Below are 15967 nucleotides of genomic sequence, written 5' to 3' on the forward strand. Positions count from 1 at the left end.
GCGAGTTCGCGCGATCAGTCGAGTTCCGCGAGCGCCTTGATGTGGGCCACGACACTGCGCCCCAGCGCCGACAGCGCATAGCCGCCTTCGAGGCAGCTGACGATGCGGCCGCCCGCATAGCGCCGCGCGATGTCGGCGACCTGGTGCGTGATCCACGCGTAGTCCGCCTCGACGAGCGCCATGTTCCCCATGTCGTCTTCCTTGTGGGCGTCGAAGCCGGCCGAGATGAAGAGCATCTGCGGGCGGAACGCGTGCAGCGCGGGCAGCCATTGCTCGGCGACGAGCTTGCGCACGACGTCGCCCCCGCTGTACGCCGGGACCGGCACGTTGACGGTCGTCGCGGTGATCGGTTCCGGTTCCGTGTACGGGTAGAACGGATGCTGGAAGAAGCTGGCCATCAGCACGCGCGGATCGTCGCGGAACGACTCCGCCGTGCCGTTGCCGTGGTGGACGTCGAAGTCGATGATGGCGACGCGTTCCAATCCATGCACGTCGAGCGCGCGGCGCGCGGCGATGGCGACGTTGTTGAACAGGCAGAAGCCCATCGGCGTGGTCGGCAGCGCGTGGTGGCCCGGCGGGCGGATGGCGCAGAAGGCGTTGTCGACGGTGCCGGCGATGACGGCGTCCGTCGCGGCCACGGCGGCGCCGGCGGCGCGCAGGGCGGCGCGGTAGCTGTCCTTGCACAGCAGCGTGTCGCCGTCGAGCGGATAGTAGTCGCCGGCCGCGGCCGGCAGGTTGTCGCGCACGAGGTCGAGGGCGCCTCGCGTGTGGTTGCGCAGGATGTCGGCCTCGTCGGCCAGCGGCGCGCTCACGTGCTCGACGAGGCCGTCCAGGCGCGCGAGAATCATCTGGTCCTCGATGGCGCGCAGGCGCGCGGGGGCTTCGGGATGCCAGCTGCCCATCTCGTGCAGGGAACAGTCCGGGTGGCTGTAAATGGCTGTGCTCATGATTCGTGTCGCGTGATGCTCATCCGTAGCGCGTGCCCGCCCGTTCTCGCATAGAATCGGTGGAAGGCATGTTGACGCAGGCATATCAAGATTGCTAACAGCGCTAATCTACCACGCCCGCGCCACCCGCCGCCCCTGAACGACGACCGGAAGCCACCCATGTTCAACAAATTGCACGCGAGCGCACGCCAGGTCAGCCAGATCGTGGTCGGCAAGGACCAGCAGGTCCGCCTCGCGCTGACCTGCCTGCTGGCCGGCGGCCACCTGCTCATCGACGACGTGCCCGGCGTCGGCAAGACCACGCTCGCCCACGCGCTCGCGCTGTCGCTGGGCCTCAAGTTCAACCGCGTCCAGTTCACCAGCGACCTGCTGCCGGCCGACGTCGCCGGCATCTCCGTCTACGAGCGCGAAAAGAACGGTTTCGTGTTCCACCCGGGCCCCATCTTCACGCAGGTGCTGCTCGCGGACGAGATCAACCGCGCCACGCCGAAAACGCAATCGGGCCTGCTGGAGGCGATGGAAGAGCGGCAAGTCACGGCCGACGGCGTCACCCGCGCGCTGCCGGAACCGTTCTTCGTGATCGCGACGCAGAATCCCGCGCACCAGGTCGGCACGTTCCCCCTGCCGGAATCCCAGCTCGACCGCTTCCTGATGTGCTTGTCGCTCGGCTATCCGGACGCCGCCGCCGAACGCGCCCTGCTGATGGGCGAGGACCGGCGCGCGATGCTGAAGACGATCGTCCCCGTGATGCGTCCGGAGGAGTTGATGGATGCCCAGCGCTCGCTGCGGGCCATCCACGCCTCGGACAAACTCGTCGACTACCTGCAGGCGCTCGCGCAGGCGTCGCGCTCCGGCAAGCTGTTCGCGGAGGGACTGTCGCCGCGGGCCACGCTGGCCCTGCTGCAGGCGGCGCGCGCGTGGGCCGCGCTGGAAGGCCGCGACCACGTGATCCCGGAAGACGTGCAGGCGCTGCTCGTGCCCGTGTGCGCGCACCGCCTGCGGCCGCTGCGGTCCGCGCAGGGCGTGGCGATGGCCAGCCGCGACCTCGTGCTGCAGCTGCAGAAGTCGGTCCCCCTCTGACATGCCGGACGCCGCAGGCACAATGGCGCAGGCACGCGGCTGGCCGCAGCGCTGGCTCGATCGCAAGCGCGCCACGTGGCGGGCGCGGACGACGGCGCGCGACGGAGGCAGCGTGCTGCTGAGCCAGCGGCGCGTGTACATCCTGCCCACGCGCGCCGGCCTTGGCTTTTGCGGGCTGCTGCTCGTGCTGCTGGTCGGTTCCATCAACTACAACCTCGGCCTCGGCTTCGGCCTGACGTTCGTCGCCGGCGCGTGCGCCATCGTCGACATGGTGCAGACGACGCGCAACCTGGCCGGCCTCGTGCTCAGCCCGGGCCGCGCGCCCGACGTGTTCGCGGGCGAGGACGCGCCGTTCGAGCTGCGCGTCGAGAATTCCACGCGCCTGGCCCGCTACGCCGTCTGGATCGATTTCGAGCACGTGCCCGAGCCGCGCCAGGCCATCGACGTGACGGCCGGCGGCAGCACGACACTCGTGCTGCGCGCGCCGACGCGCACGCGCGGGTGGATGCGCCCGCCGCGCGTGCGCCTGTCCACCCGCTTCCCGCTCGGCCTGTTCCGCGCGTGGAGCTGGTGGCAGCCGGACAGCCGTGCCCTCGTCTATCCGTTTCCCGAACAGGACGCGCCGCCGCTGCCGATGCTGGGCCGCCCCAGCCCCGACGGCGCGGGCAGCACGGGCAGCGACGATTTCGCGGGCGTGCGCAGTTACCAGCCCGGCGACCCGCTGCGCCACCTCGCATGGCGCCAGATCGCCCGCCTCGACCCGGAACTGGGCGGCCAACTCGTCACCAAGCATTTCGAAGGCGGCACGGTCGACGAGCTCGTGCTCGACTTCGACGCGCTGCCGCCCCGGCTCGACGAAGAACTGCGCCTCGCGCGCATGACCCGCTGGGTGCTGGAAGCGGAGCAGCGCGCCCTGCCCTACGCGTTCCGCCTCGGCCGCGTGCGCTACGATGCCGCCCTCGGCGCCGCGCACCAGGCGGCCTGCCTGCGCGCGCTGGCGCTGTACGGCGTGCCGGGAGAGGCCGCGTGAGAGCGCCGCGCTTCAAAGCTCCGCTGTCACGCGACAAGCAGGACACCCTGCTTCTGATCGCCAGCAGCCTGCTCGTGCTGGGCCCGCACGCGGCCCACCTGCCCCTGTGGGTGAGCCTGCTGTGCGGCGCGACGCTCGCGTGGCGCGCGGGCGTCACGCTCATGGGCCGGCGCATGCCGCCGAACCTCGTCCTCGTGCCGATCGCGGCGGCGGCGATGTTCGGCGTGCTGCACAGCTATCACACCTTGCTGGGACGCGACGCGGGCGTCGCCATGCTCGTCCTGCTCGTCGCCTTCAAGATGCTGGAAATGCATGCGCGGCGCGACCTGTTCGTCGTCATCTTCCTCTGCTACTTCCTCGTCCTCACCAATTTCTTTTATTCGCAGACGATGCCGACGGCGCTGCTGATGCTGGCGTCGCTCGTGGCCCTGCTCGCGACGCAGCTGTCGTTCCAGCTGACGGGGGCTGTGCCGCCGCTGCGCACGCGCGTGTGGATGGGCGCGAAGGTGCTCGGTCTGGCGCTGCCGCTGGCGGGCGCGGCGTTCGTGCTGTTCCCGCGCATCGAAGGCCCGCTGTGGGGGATGCCGGACGATGCCCACGGCGCCCACACGGGCCTGTCGGACACGATGGCGCCCGGCCAGATGTCGAACCTGGCGCAGTCGGAAGACGTCGCATTCCGCGTGAAATTCGATGGCGCGCCGCCGCCGCAGCCGCAGCTGTACTGGCGCGGCCCCGTGCTGGGCAGCTACGACGGCCGCGTATGGACCCGCGTGCGGCCGGCGCGCCACGCGCGTCCGCAGCCGCTGGCGCTGGCCGTGGGCGGCACGCCGGTGGGCTACCATGTCACGCTGGAGGCGTCGAACACGCGCTGGCTGTTCGCCCTCGAGATGCCGCGCGCGCTGCCCGTCGTGCCGGGCCAGGACGTGACGCTGTCCGGCGAGCTCGAATTCCGGACGCTGGCCCCGATCACGGAACGCGTACGCTACGACCTCGTCTCGTACGTGCACTACAACCTGCAGCCGGAGGCCACGCCCGTCGACGGCCGGTGGCTGATGCTGCCCTACGGCGTCGATCCGCAGGCGCGTGCCGAAGGCCAGGCGCTCGCAAGCGAACCCGATCCGGCGCGGCGCGTGGCGGCCGTGCTGCGCGAGTTCGCGCAGGGCGGCTTCGTCTACACGCTGCAGCCGCCGCTGCTGCCGGGGAAGGATGCCGTCGACGACTTCCTGTACGGCACCCGCGCCGGCTTTTGCGAGCACTACGCGGGCGCCTTCGTGTTCCTGATGCGCGCGGCCGGCGTGCCGGCGCGCGTCGTCACGGGCTACCAGGGCGGCGACCTGAATCCCCTCGACGGCTATCTCACCGTGCGCCAGTCCGACGCGCACGCGTGGGCCGAGGTCTGGCTGCCGCACCGTGGCTGGGTGCGCGTCGACCCGACGGCCGCCGTGGCGCCGGAAAGAGTCCAGCACGGCCTGGCGCGCGCCCTGCCGGCGCCGGCGCCGTTCGGGCTCGAAGGCCTGGGCCGGCTGCTGCAGCCCGATCCGAATTCGCTGCTGGGCCGCATCCGTTATGCGATCGGCGCCGTCAACAACGGCTGGAACCAGTGGGTGCTGAATTACACGCCGCAACGCCAGCAGCGACTCATGCAACGTTTGCAAGAAGGATTGTCCCATTGGCAAAGCCTGGCGCTGATCGGCATGCTCTGTCTCGTGTTGTTCCTGGTTAGAAAATTCTCACAGCGGCGGAAAGTGGACCCCATCGATGCGCTATACTCGGTCCTGTGCCAGCGCCTCGGCCAGCTCGGCCTGCCGCGTGCGCCGGACGAAGGGCCGACCGCGTACGCCGGCCGGATCGCCGCCCAGGACGTCGCCGCCGGCCTGGCCCGCGACACACGCGCGGCCGCGACGGAATTCCTGCGCCGCTACAGTGCTTACCGCTACGGACCGCAGAGTCCGGGCACCGGCCTCATTGCCACCCTGAGAGATTTGCTGTCCCGAGTTCGATGAAATCCTTCGTTCCATTGCTGCTTGCCCTGGCCGTCGGCGCCGGGGGAGCGGCCGATGCGGCCGCCGCATCCTCGCTGCACCATTCCCATGCCGCCGCCAAGGCCGCGAAAAAAACCGGCAAGAAGGTCAAGGCCGCGAAAGTCGCCGCCCGCGTCCGCCCCGCCATCGACTACGACGGCGAAGCCGTCAATTTCGACGAGTGGCAAGCCGTGCGCGATTTCGAAGACGATATGGTCACCCGCGACGGTTTCGACCGCGCGCAGATCGACGCCGTGATCCAGCGCGCGCGCTTCGTCGATTCCGCCGTCCAGCTCGTGAAACCGGCCCCGCCGGGCAAGCCCAAGAACTGGCGCGCCTACAGCGACCGCTTCATCGAGCCGATCCGCATCAATGCCGGCCTGCGCTTCTGGAACGAGAACGCGGACGCCCTCGCGCGCGCGGAGGCGACGTATGGCGTGCCGGCCGAGATCATCGTCGGCATCCTCGGCGTGGAAACGATTTATGGACGCGACACGGGGCGCTTCCGCGTCGTCGACGTGCTGACGACGCTCGCCTTCGCCTACCCGGAAACGCCCAACCGCGCGGACCGCATGGCATTCTTCCGCAGCGAACTGGAAAACACGCTGCTGCTGGCACGCAAGGAAAACATCGACCCGTTCTCACTGCTGGGCTCGTTCGCGGGCGCCGTCGGCATGCCGCAATTCATGCCGGGCAATATTCTCAAGTATGGCGTGGACTTCGACGGCGACGGCATCGTCGACCTCCGCGGCTCGGCGGCGGATGCGATCGGCAGCGTGGCGAACTTCCTCGTCCAGCACGGCTGGGATCGCACGAACACGGGCCCTGCCGTCTTCCCGGCCGACGTCGCCCCCAGCCTCGCCTGGCAGCCGCTGCTGGGCGGCCTGGAAGCCCGCTACGAGCCGGCGCAGCTGGACGGCGCCGGCGTCGCGACCCACAGCGCGCTGCCGGATGGCCGGCTGTACGGCCTCGTCGATTTGCAGAACGGCGGGGACCCGACGGAGTATTGGGTCGCAAATGCTAATTTTTTTGCTATTACCAAATACAATCGCAGTTATTTCTATGCCATGTCGGTGGTGGAACTGGGCCGGGCGGTACGTCTGGCAAGGGGCATTTAGGTGCTTTGAACCAACGACTTTGTATCAATTTGTAACACCATTGTCATAAATACTGCTGAGTTCATGCAGTCGTGACAACATCATACTCCCCCGGAGTACCGCAGTTTCCACCAGACAGTTCTCCTAGGAAACTGCGGTATTCACCGATACCCCCTCTCAAGTTGTCATTCCACCACTCAATTCCGAAGCGTGCGGCGGCGCATCGTTAATTGCTTTACACTTAATTTTAAGTAAAAAACAATTATGTTCTTGGTGAGTTTGTGAGAGAATTGCATTGCGGCTATTGTTGCGATGGGACAACGAACTCAATGACAGCCACTGATCTTTATTGCTCTTGAGTACTAAATTAGAAATTAGTTGTATAATTTAGTAGAAACTTTCATATCCTTAAGGACCTGGAAGTTTGCCGCGAGCTCTGACAAACCCCTCATAGGAATAGTGACATCATGACGAACCAAGTCGGTATCGATATGAACAGCGATTCGGAAAACGACGAACTGCTGCAATACAACCCCAATCGCCTGCTCGACACGCTGATCGAGAACCTGCGCCTGAAAAACGACGCAGCGCTGTCGCGCGCCCTGGAAGTCGCGCCGCCGGTGATCTCGAAAATCCGCCACCATCGCCTGCCCGTCGGCGCTTCGCTGCTGATCCGCATGCACGAAGTCTCGGACCTGTCGATCCGCGACCTGCGCTACCTGATGGGCGACCGCCGCGCCAAGTTCCGCATCAGCGACAAGCAGTTCAAGCCGAAGGACAAGGACGCAGGCACGGGCGCCGAGCAATGATGCGATGCACCGGACCGGACGGCGGCCAAGGACGCCGCCGCACCGTCCAATAGCCGGCCTGCCGAGACATCGGACAGCCGGGACAGGGATGCCCTCCGCGTCATTCGCGGGATGGGAGACCCAGCGCCGAAACCCCGCGCCGGGCAATATAAGAAATGAAATCAGGCGGGAAACACACCCGTCGACAAATAACGATCACCGCGGTCGCAGACGATGAACACGATCGTCGCATTCTCGACCGTCTGCGAAATGCGCAAGGCGATTTCGCAGGCGCCGGCCGCGGAAATACCGCAGAAAATACCCTCTTCGGCCGCCAGCCGGCGCGCCATCTGTTCGGCCGCCGCCTGCGACACGCTCTCGACCTGGTCGATGCGCGCCTTGTCGAAGATCTTCGGCATGTACGCTTCCGGCCATTTGCGGATGCCCGGAATCGACGAGCCGTCTTCCGGCTGGGCGCCGATGATGCGGACGCCTTCGTTCTGTTCCTTGAGATAGCGCGACACGCCCATGATCGTGCCCGTGGTGCCCATCGCACTCACGAAGTGGGTGACGCGGCCGTCCGTATCGCGCCAGATTTCCGGGCCCGTGGTCTCGTAGTGGGCGCGCGGATTGTCCTGGTTGCCGAACTGGTCGAGGATGATGCCCTGGCCGTCCCGCTGCATCTGCTCGGCCAGGTCGCGCGCGTATTCCATGCCGCCCGTCTTCGGCGTCAGGATGATCCGGGCGCCGTACGCGGCCATGCTCTGGCGGCGCTCGACCGACAGGTTGTCCGGCATGACCAGCACCATCTTGTAGCCGCGGATCGCGGCCGCCATCGACAGCGCGATGCCCGTGTTGCCGCTCGTCGCCTCGATCAGCGTGTCGCCGGGCTTGATCTGGCCGCGCGCCTCGGCCCCGCGCAGCATCGACATCGCCGCCCGGTCCTTCACGGAACCCGCCGGGTTGTTGCCTTCGAGCTTGCCGAGGATGATGTTGTTGCGGGCCGCCGCTTCCGGCCCGGGGATGCGCACCAGCTGCACCAGCGGTGTATTGCCGATCGTGTCTTCGATGGTCTTGTATGCCATTGCCTACTCTTTGCGAACGCGAAAGTGCCATTCTAATCCGAGTTGGCGCACCGCGTGCGGGCGGGGTCAGGCCGGCCGCGAATCGACCGTCCCACCAAACAAAAACCCCGCTTGCGGCGGGGTTCGGGGTGGCGCACGGTCCGTCAGGCCATCAGGTCATCAGGTGGCCGATTTGGCGGCGTCGTGCTTGGCGTCCGGCTTGGCGCTGGCCTTCGCCGGCTTGGCCATTTTCTCGGCCTTCCCGGTCGGCGCGGCGGCCATCGGCGCGCCGTCCTTCGACTGCCCGTTGACCTGCAGGCCGGCCTTCGACAGCTGGGCGGCGCGCTTGTCGGCGACGCCTTTCACGCGCTTCTGGAAGTCGCTCCAGTCCTTGAACGGACCCGCCTTGGTACGCGCGTCGATGATTGCCTTCGACATGGCCGGGCCAACGCCCTTGACCGAATCCAGCGCGGCGGCGTCGGCCTTGTTGACGTCCACCTGGGCGAACGCAAAGCCCATCGACGCCACCAGCGTGGCGACTGCAAGCATCAGCTTCTTGATCATCTCGTTTTCTCCATGTTCATTGGCTTGGATAGCGGCCGGAAGTGGCCGCCTGTAGCCATAACGGATAGCGGTCGAGATGGGTTGACGGCGCGATTTGCGTCGTCTCAATCACGCGTGGCCGTCATCCTTGCGCCGCTGCGCGAACAATTCGTCGCGGGTGACGGTCGCCGTGCCCAGCTTGCCGACGACGATGCCGCCCGCCCGGTTCGCCGTCGCCAGCGCTTCCGGCAGCGAGACGCCGGCCCCCAGCATGGCGGCCATCGTCGCGATGACGGTGTCGCCGGCGCCGGAAACGTCGAACACTTCGCGCGCGTCCGCGTGGACGTGCAGGACCTCGTCCGCCGTGTACAGGCTCATGCCCTCTTCCGAGCGCGTCAGCAGCAGCGCTTCCAGGCCCAGGTCCGCGCGCAGCTTCTGGGCCTTTTCCGTCAACTGCTCTTCCGTCTTCCAGCTGCCGACGATGCGCTTGAGTTCCGACTTGTTCGGCGTGAGCATCGTGGCGCCCGCGTACGGCGTGAAATCGTCGCCCTTCGGGTCGACCATGACGGTCTTGCCGGCCGCGCGCGCGGCGCGGATCATTTCCGCCACGTCGACCAGGCTGCCCTTGTTGTAGTCGGACAGGACGATCACGTCGTAGTCCGGCAGCAGCGCCTTGTATTGCGTGAGCTTGTCGCGCAGGACCGTTTCCGTCGGCGCGTCCTCGAAGTCGATGCGCACCATTTGCTGCTGGCGGCCGATCACGCGCAGCTTGATGATCGTGGAGATCGCCGCGTCGCGCTTCAGGTAGCTGTGGATGCTCGATTCGCGCAGGATGCGTTCGACGTGGTCGCCCGCCTCGTCGGCGCCGACGACGCCCAGCAGGCCGCAATGCGTGCCCAGGGCCGCCGCGTTGCGCGCGACGTTGGCGGCGCCGCCCAGGCGCTCCTCGCGGCGCTCGATGCGCACGACGGGCACCGGCGCTTCCGGCGAAATGCGCGAGACGTCGCCGAACCAGTAGCGGTCGAGCATGACGTCGCCCACGACGAGCAGGCGCACGGCTTCCAGTTGCGGCGCCTCGGCCTGGCGGTAGCTGTCGGTCGGCAGCAGGCGGCTGGGAATCGTACCGGTCATGCGCGCCTCACTTGCCTGTCAGGACGGAGCGGCCGATGCCGTGGTATTCGATGCCCAGGCCCGTCATCAGCGGCGGCTCGAACAGGTTGCGGCCGTCGATGATCACGGGCTGCTTCAGGCGCGCCTTGATCTGTTCGAAGTCGGGGCTGCGGAACGCCTTCCATTCGGTAACGATCACCAGCGCTTCGGCGCCGGTCAGCGTGTCCATCGGCGCGGTCTTGAAGTCGACGCGGGCCAGTTGGGCTTCGCCCAGGTCCAGCGCGAGCACGCGCTTCGCCTCGTCCATCGCGACGGGATCGTGCACGGCCACGGTGGCACCCCGCTCGATCAGTTCCTGGATCAGCACGCGCGACGGCGCTTCGCGCATGTCGTCCGTGTTCGGCTTGAACGCGAGGCCCCAGACGGCGAATTTCATGCCCGTCAGGTCCGCGCCGAAGCGCTGCACGACCTTGCGGCCCAGCACCTGCTTCTGGCGGTCGTTGACGGCTTCCACGGCGCGCAGGATGAGGAGTTCCTGGTCGTACTGGCGCGCGGTGCGCTCCAGCGCCTGCACATCTTTCGGGAAGCACGAGCCGCCGTAGCCGGCGCCGGCGTACAGGAAGCTGTGGCCGATGCGCGGGTCGGAGCCGATGCCGTGGCGGACGGCTTCGATGTCGGCGCCCACCTGGTCGGCCAGGTTCGCCAGTTCGTTCATGAACGAGATGCGGGTCGCCAGCATCGCGTTCGCCGCGTACTTCGTGAACTCGGCCGAGCGCACGTCCATCCAGTAGACGCGCTCGTGGTTGCGGTTGAACGGCGCGTACAGGAGCTTCATGAGGTCGCGCGCGCGCTGGCCCGCGGGGCTGTCGTCGTGGCCGATGACGATGCGATCCGGACGCATGAAGTCCTCGACGGCGGCGCCTTCCTTCAGGAATTCCGGGTTCGACACGACGGCGAATTCCATGCTTTCCTCGCCGCGCGCGCGCAGTTCCTCGCGCAAGGCCGCGGCGACGCGGTCGGCCGTGCCGACGGGCACCGTGGACTTGTCGACGATGACCTTGTAGCCGTCCATGTGGCGGCCGATGTTGCGGGCGGCGGCCAGCACGTACTGCAGGTCGGCGGAACCGTCTTCGTCCGGCGGGGTGCCGACGGCGATGAACTGCAGCTGGCCATGCGCGACGCTGGCGGCGACGTCGGTCGAGAACTGCAGGCGGCCGGCCGCGCGGTTGCGCGCGACGACTTCTTCCAGGCCCGGCTCGTGGATGGGAATGCCGCCGTTGTTCAGCAGGTCGATCTTGCGTTGGTCGACGTCGAGGCAAAAGACGTCGTTGCCGAGTTCCGCCAGGCAGGCGCCGGTCACGAGGCCGACGTAGCCGGTGCCGATAATCGTAATCTTCATGGTTCGCTTTAGCTTAGTTCATCACGTTCAGTTCTTCGGTGCGGCGCGGCGGATAAGTCTCCCACTTGCTGCACCCCGGGCATTGCCAGTAATACTGGCGCGCCTTGAAACCACAATGGCTGCACTGGTAACGCGCGAGCTTTTGCGTGTATCCGTGCACCAGGTTCTTCACCATCGACAGCTCTTCCCAGACGTTCGCGGGCGCGTCCATCAGGCGCGCTTCCAGCAGTTTGTCGAGACCGAGCAGCGTGGGATTGCGGCGCAGCTCTTCCACCACCAGCTGTTTGGCAGCCTCCACGCCGTTGAGTTCAATGACGGCCTTGAAGACCACCTCGATCAGATCAATCGACGACGCTTCTTCGAGATAGGAGCGCAGCAGGTTCACCCCTTCCTGTGGGCGGCCGACCTTGCGGTAGCCGTCCATCAGCCGCGTGGCGACGAGTGCCGCGTGCGGGACGCTCTGCTGCTCGACGCGGCGCCAGGTCTTGAGCGCGCCTTCGATATCGCCCTCGGCCACGAGCGCGTCGCCGTACAGCATCGTCGCGCGCACGCTCTTGCGGTCGGTCTGCAGGGCCTTGTCCAGCAGCGCCTTCGCTTCGTCCGACTGCATGTGCACGAGGGCGTCCTGCGCCAGTTCGCAATAGAACTGGGCGATCTCCTTGTGGTACGCGCCGGCGCCGGACTCCATCAGGCCTTCGGCGGCGGCGATCGCGCGGCGCCACTCCTTTTCGCGCTGGAAGATCTCCAGCAGCGCGCGGCGCGCCTGCACGCCGTACTGCGTGTCGACGAGCAGGTTGAAGGTTTCCTCGGCGCGGTCCAACAGGCCCGCCTTCAGGTAGTCCATGCCCAATTCGTATTGCGCGTGCACTTGCTGCTCGATCGGCAGGTCGGGACGCGACAGCAGGTTCTGGTGGACGCGGATGGCGCGCTCCGTCTCGCCGCGGCGGCGGAACAGGTTACCGAGCGCGAAATGCATGTCGGCCGTTTCCGGGTCGAGCTTGACGATCTCGATGAACGCGTCGATGGCCTTGTCCGGCTGCTCGTTGAGGAGGAAATTCAGTCCCTTGAAATAGCCGCGCGGGAGGCTGCGCGATTCGGAGACGAGTTGCTTGATGTCGACGCGGGCGGCGATCCACCCGAGGGCAAAAAAGACGGGGATGCCGAGCAGCCACCAGATTTCAAATTCCATATGTTGTTCTTATTGATGATCTTGTATTACGTTCAGCCGGGCTACGTCAGCCGGGCGCCGTCAGCCGCGCGGCGTGACGCCATCCGGCGGCGGCGCGCTGGCGGCGGTGCCGGCCGCGCTTTGCAGGGCCTGGATCGTGTGCTTGTGCTGCGAGCTTTCGCGCCGGTGCCGGAACACGGTCGGCGTCACGGCCAGGATGCCGAGGAAGGCGCCGGCGACGAAAAACGCCAGCAGCATCAACACCAGCGGCCCCCGCACCTCGTAGTTCAGGAAGAAATGCAGGTCGACCTGGTGCGTGTTCTTCAGGGCGAAGCTGAAGAACAGGACGAACAGCAGACATCCGACGATGGTGGAGACGAGTTTCATCAGCAGGTCCCGAGTGGTAAGACGGCAAAGGCGCAGTGTCGCATATTTGAAACGATATTCCTAGGACGGCCACCCCGGCCGTTGTGCCCATGCGGCGTGATTATACGTGGGTTGCCCGACCGGCATCAGCCAAGCAACGCCCCGTTACATCTTCAAAATTCGGGGTCAGAGCACATTAGGTCGTGAATTCGGGGTCAGAGCACTTTTTCGCGCATGAGCTTTAAAGCAAGTTTTCGCACTGGCCGATGCGGACCGGCCCGCGTCGAACGGTCAACATCGCATGAAACCGGGTTGTTGCTGCGCCCGGCCAATTGATCCGAAATTTGCTTTGACCCCGAATTTATGCTCTGACCCCGAATTTATGCTTTGACCCCGAATTTATGCTCTGACCCCGAATTTCGAATTTACGAAAAAAAACGGCGTCCTTGCGGACGCCGTTTCGTGAGTCTGTCGCAGACGAATCAGTCTTCGATGATCGGTTGCCCCACCATCGCGTCGACCCGTTCGCGCAACTGCTTGCCCGGTTTGAAGTGGGGCACCCGTTTTTCGGGCACCATCACCTTGTCGCCGGACTTCGGGTTGCGGCCGATGCGGGGCGGCCGGCTGTTCAGGGCAAAGCTGCCGAAACCGCGGATCTCGATGCGCTGGCCGCTCGCGAGCGCGCCGGTCATCGCATCGAGGATGGTCTTGACGGCAAACTCGGCGTCTTTTGCCACCAGCTGAGAATAACGCTCGGCCAGGCGGTTGATCAGCTCGGACTTGGTCATCTGCTTAGCTTCCGAAAAGGATTAGCCTTTACTCAGTTCTTATTATCGAACTTGGCCTTCAGCAACGCGCCCAGCGACGTGGTGCCGGTTGCTGCGCTGTTGTCCGAAGCCAGCTTCTGCATGGCTTCCTGGGTGTCGGCGTTGTCCTTGGCCTTGATCGACAGCTGGATGCTGCGTGCCTTGCGGTCGATGTTGATGACCAGGGCCTCGACCTTGTCGCCCACTTTCAGGTGGGTGCCGGCATCTTCCACGCGGTCGCGCGAGATTTCCGAAGCGCGCAGGTAGCCTTCGACTTCGTCGTTCAGCTGGATCACGGCGCCTTTCGGCTCGACCGACTTCACGGTGCCGGTGACCAGGGTGCCCTTGTCGTTCAGCGAAGCGAAGTTGTTGAACGGGTCGCCTTCCAGCTGCTTGACGCCCAGCGAGACACGCTCGCGCTCGACGTCGATCGCCAGCACGACGGCTTCCAGTTCGTCGCCCTTCTTGAACTTGCGCACGGCTTCTTCGCCGGCTTCCGTCCACGACAGGTCGGACAGGTGCACCAGGCCGTCGATGTTGCCCGGCAGGCCGATGAACACGCCGAAGTCGGTGATCGACTTGATCAGGCCCTTGACCTTGTCGCCCTTCTTGTGGGTCATGCCGAAGTCGTCCCACGGATTCGCCTTGCACTGCTTCATGCCCAGCGAGATACGACGACGCTCTTCGTCGATTTCCAGGACCATGACTTCGACTTCGTCGCCCAGCTGGACAACCTTGTTCGGAGCCACGTTCTTGTTGGTCCAGTCCATCTCGGACACGTGCACCAGGCCTTCGATGCCCTGCTCGACTTCCACGAACGCACCGTAGTCGGTCAGGTTCGTGACCTTGCCGAACAGGCGGGTGCCTTGCGGGTAGCGACGCGACAGGCCGGTCCACGGATCGTCGCCCAGTTGCTTGACGCCCAGCGAGACGCGGTTCTTTTCCTGATCGTACTTGAGGACCTTGGCGGTGATCTCTTGGCCAACCGACAGCACTTCCGACGGGTGACGCACACGACGCCATGCCAGGTCGGTGATGTGCAGCAGGCCGTCGATGCCGCCCAGGTCGACGAACGCACCGTAGTCGGTGATGTTCTTGACGACGCCGGTGACGACGGTGCCTTCCTTCAGCGTTTCCATCAGCTTCGCACGCTCTTCGCCCATCGATGCTTCGATGACGGCGCGACGCGACAGCACGACGTTGTTACGCTTGCGGTCCAGCTTGATGACCTTGAATTCCAGGGTCTTGCCTTCGAACGGGGTCGTGTCCTTGACCGGACGGGTGTCGACCAGCGAACCCGGCAGGAATGCGCGGATGCCGTTGGTCAGGACGGTCAGGCCGCCCTTCACTTTGCCGTTCACGGTACCGGTGACGATCTCGCCCGATTCCATTGCTTTTTCCAGAGCCAGCCACGATGCCAGGCGCTTGGCCTTGTCGCGCGACAGGATGGTATCGCCGAAACCGTTTTCCAGCGATTCGATGGCCACGGAAACGAAGTCACCCACGTTGACTTCCAGTTCGCCCTGGTCATTCTTGAATTCTTCGATGGGGATGAAAGCTTCCGACTTCAGGCCGGCGTTGACGATCACGAAGTTGTGATCCAGGCGCACGACTTCGGCGGAGATGACTTCGCCCGAACGCATGTCTTGACGGGCCAGCGACTCTTCGAAGAGTGCTGCGAAGCTTTCCATACCGGTATCTTGATTTGCTGCAGTAGCCATAAGTTTTGAGATGTTAGCCAGCAGACCGGCCATATGCGATCTGAACTGGGTCAAGTTGAACCACACCCGCGGCAACACGCCCCGGGCACCAAAAAACGCCGCTCGCACGGCGCCAACACAGTCCCCACGACGTCGGGGAGAAATTCTTGTTCAGGAGTGCGCGTACCAGGCCAGCACCTGTTCGACGGCTTTGTCGGCCGTCATCTGCGACGTGTCGAGGATGTGCGCCCCCTCTGCCGGCACCAGCGGCGCCACGGCGCGCTGGGTGTCGCGCGCGTCGCGGGCCTGCAAATCCGCCAGCAGATCGTCCATATTAGCAGAAAATCCTTTGTCAATCAATTGCTTATACCGACGTTGCGCACGTGCCTCAACGCTTGCTGTCAAGAACACTTTCAGCTGTGCGCCGGGAAAGATCACGGTGCCCATATCGCGGCCATCGGCCACCAGGCCGGGCGTCTCGCGAAAGCTCAGTTGCAAGCCGTACAACGCCTGGCGCACGGCCGGCAGCGCGGCGATCTTCGATGCGGTATTGCCGACATCCTCGGCGCGGATGGCGTTGCCCACCTCTTCCGTCCCGAGATAGATGTGGCCGCCGTTGAAGCGGACGTTCAGGTGTTCGGCCACCTTGGCCAGCGCGTGCTCGTCGCGCATGTCGGTCCCGCGGCGCAGCGCGGACAGCGCGGTGAGGCGGTACAGCGCGCCGGAATCCAGCAGGTGGAAGCCCAGGCGGTCGGCGACCTTTTGGGCCACCGTGCCCTTGCCCGAGGCGGTCGGGCCGTCAATCGTAATGACGGGAATATTCGTGTTCGGCATGTAGGTGTGTGATG

General features: G+C 65.6%; 15 protein-coding genes. 5 read left to right on the top strand and 10 right to left on the bottom strand.

The genetic code is table 11. From position 1 onward, the window contains the following. Positions 1-14: 14 nt before the first annotated feature. Positions 15-947: a histone deacetylase family protein gene (locus ISF28_RS16980; RefSeq protein ID WP_198118357.1), complete on the bottom strand. Its 933-nt coding sequence runs from the start codon at positions 945-947 to the stop codon at positions 15-17. Positions 948-1106: 159 nt separating this feature from the next. On the opposite strand from ISF28_RS16980, the gene ISF28_RS16985 reads away from it, so the two are divergent. The 5 genes from ISF28_RS16985 (at position 1107) to ISF28_RS17005 (ending at position 6984) form a co-directional block, all read left to right on the top strand. Continuing rightward, positions 1107-2027: an AAA family ATPase gene (locus tag ISF28_RS16985; protein ID WP_198118358.1), complete on the top strand. Its 921-nt coding sequence runs from the start codon at positions 1107-1109 to the stop codon at positions 2025-2027. A gap of 22 nt (positions 2028-2049) precedes the next feature. Next, positions 2050-3057, top strand: a complete 1008-nt coding sequence (locus tag ISF28_RS16990) for a DUF58 domain-containing protein (protein WP_198118359.1) — start codon at positions 2050-2052, stop codon at positions 3055-3057. Then, the gene (locus tag ISF28_RS16995; protein ID WP_198118360.1) at positions 3054-5060 is read left to right on the top strand and encodes a transglutaminase TgpA family protein; all 2007 of its coding nucleotides are present in this window, start codon (positions 3054-3056) and stop codon (positions 5058-5060) included. Before ISF28_RS16990 ends, ISF28_RS16995 begins: the two co-directional genes overlap by 4 nt. Continuing rightward, positions 5057-6196, top strand: a complete 1140-nt coding sequence (gene mltB, locus ISF28_RS17000; RefSeq protein ID WP_198118361.1) for a lytic murein transglycosylase B — start codon at positions 5057-5059, stop codon at positions 6194-6196. Before ISF28_RS16995 ends, mltB begins: the two co-directional genes overlap by 4 nt. Positions 6197-6642: 446 nt before the next feature. Beyond that, positions 6643-6984 (top strand): hypothetical protein, encoded by a 342-nt coding sequence (locus tag ISF28_RS17005; RefSeq protein WP_198118362.1) that lies wholly within the window; start codon positions 6643-6645, stop codon positions 6982-6984. Positions 6985-7145: 161 nt separating this feature from the next. Here ISF28_RS17005 and cysM read toward each other — a convergent pair whose 3' ends face one another. From cysM to cmk, 9 genes are all read right to left on the bottom strand, one after another. Continuing rightward, entirely contained in the window at positions 7146-8048 is a 903-nt protein-coding gene (cysM, locus tag ISF28_RS17010; RefSeq protein ID WP_198118363.1) for a cysteine synthase CysM, read from the bottom strand. A 159-nt stretch (positions 8049-8207) separates the two neighbouring features. Continuing rightward, the gene (locus ISF28_RS17015; RefSeq protein WP_198118364.1) at positions 8208-8591 is read right to left on the bottom strand and encodes a ComEA family DNA-binding protein; all 384 of its coding nucleotides are present in this window, start codon (positions 8589-8591) and stop codon (positions 8208-8210) included. Positions 8592-8699: 108 nt separating this feature from the next. Beyond that, positions 8700-9701, bottom strand: coding sequence for a D-glycero-beta-D-manno-heptose-7-phosphate kinase (gene rfaE1, locus ISF28_RS17020; protein WP_198118365.1), 1002 nt, complete (start codon positions 9699-9701; stop codon positions 8700-8702). Positions 9702-9708: 7 nt separating this feature from the next. Then, positions 9709-11079 (bottom strand): UDP-glucose dehydrogenase family protein, encoded by a 1371-nt coding sequence (locus ISF28_RS17025; protein ID WP_198118366.1) that lies wholly within the window; start codon positions 11077-11079, stop codon positions 9709-9711. A 13-nt stretch (positions 11080-11092) separates the two neighbouring features. Beyond that, complete coding sequence (gene lapB, locus ISF28_RS17030) at positions 11093-12268, bottom strand: lipopolysaccharide assembly protein LapB (RefSeq protein ID WP_198118367.1); 1176 nt, start codon at positions 12266-12268, stop codon at positions 11093-11095. Positions 12269-12328: 60 nt separating this feature from the next. Continuing rightward, a complete protein-coding gene (locus ISF28_RS17035; protein WP_198118368.1) occupies positions 12329-12634 on the bottom strand; it encodes a LapA family protein in 306 nt (101 codons plus the stop codon). Between the two features lie 461 nt (positions 12635-13095). Beyond that, positions 13096-13401, bottom strand: a complete 306-nt coding sequence (locus ISF28_RS17040; protein WP_056450593.1) for an integration host factor subunit beta — start codon at positions 13399-13401, stop codon at positions 13096-13098. Positions 13402-13433: 32 nt separating this feature from the next. Further along, on the bottom strand, positions 13434-15140 hold the full coding sequence (rpsA, locus tag ISF28_RS17045; protein WP_198118369.1) for a 30S ribosomal protein S1: 1707 nt from the start codon (positions 15138-15140) through the stop codon (positions 13434-13436). 150 nt (positions 15141-15290) lie between these two features. Then, on the bottom strand, positions 15291-15953 hold the full coding sequence (gene cmk / locus ISF28_RS17050) for a (d)CMP kinase (protein WP_198118370.1): 663 nt from the start codon (positions 15951-15953) through the stop codon (positions 15291-15293). Positions 15954-15967: the final 14 nt, after the last annotated feature.

The sequence above is a fragment of the Massilia rhizosphaerae genome, from assembly GCF_016093545.1.
GTDB classification, from domain to species: Bacteria; Pseudomonadota; Gammaproteobacteria; order Burkholderiales; family Burkholderiaceae_D; genus Telluria; species Telluria rhizosphaerae.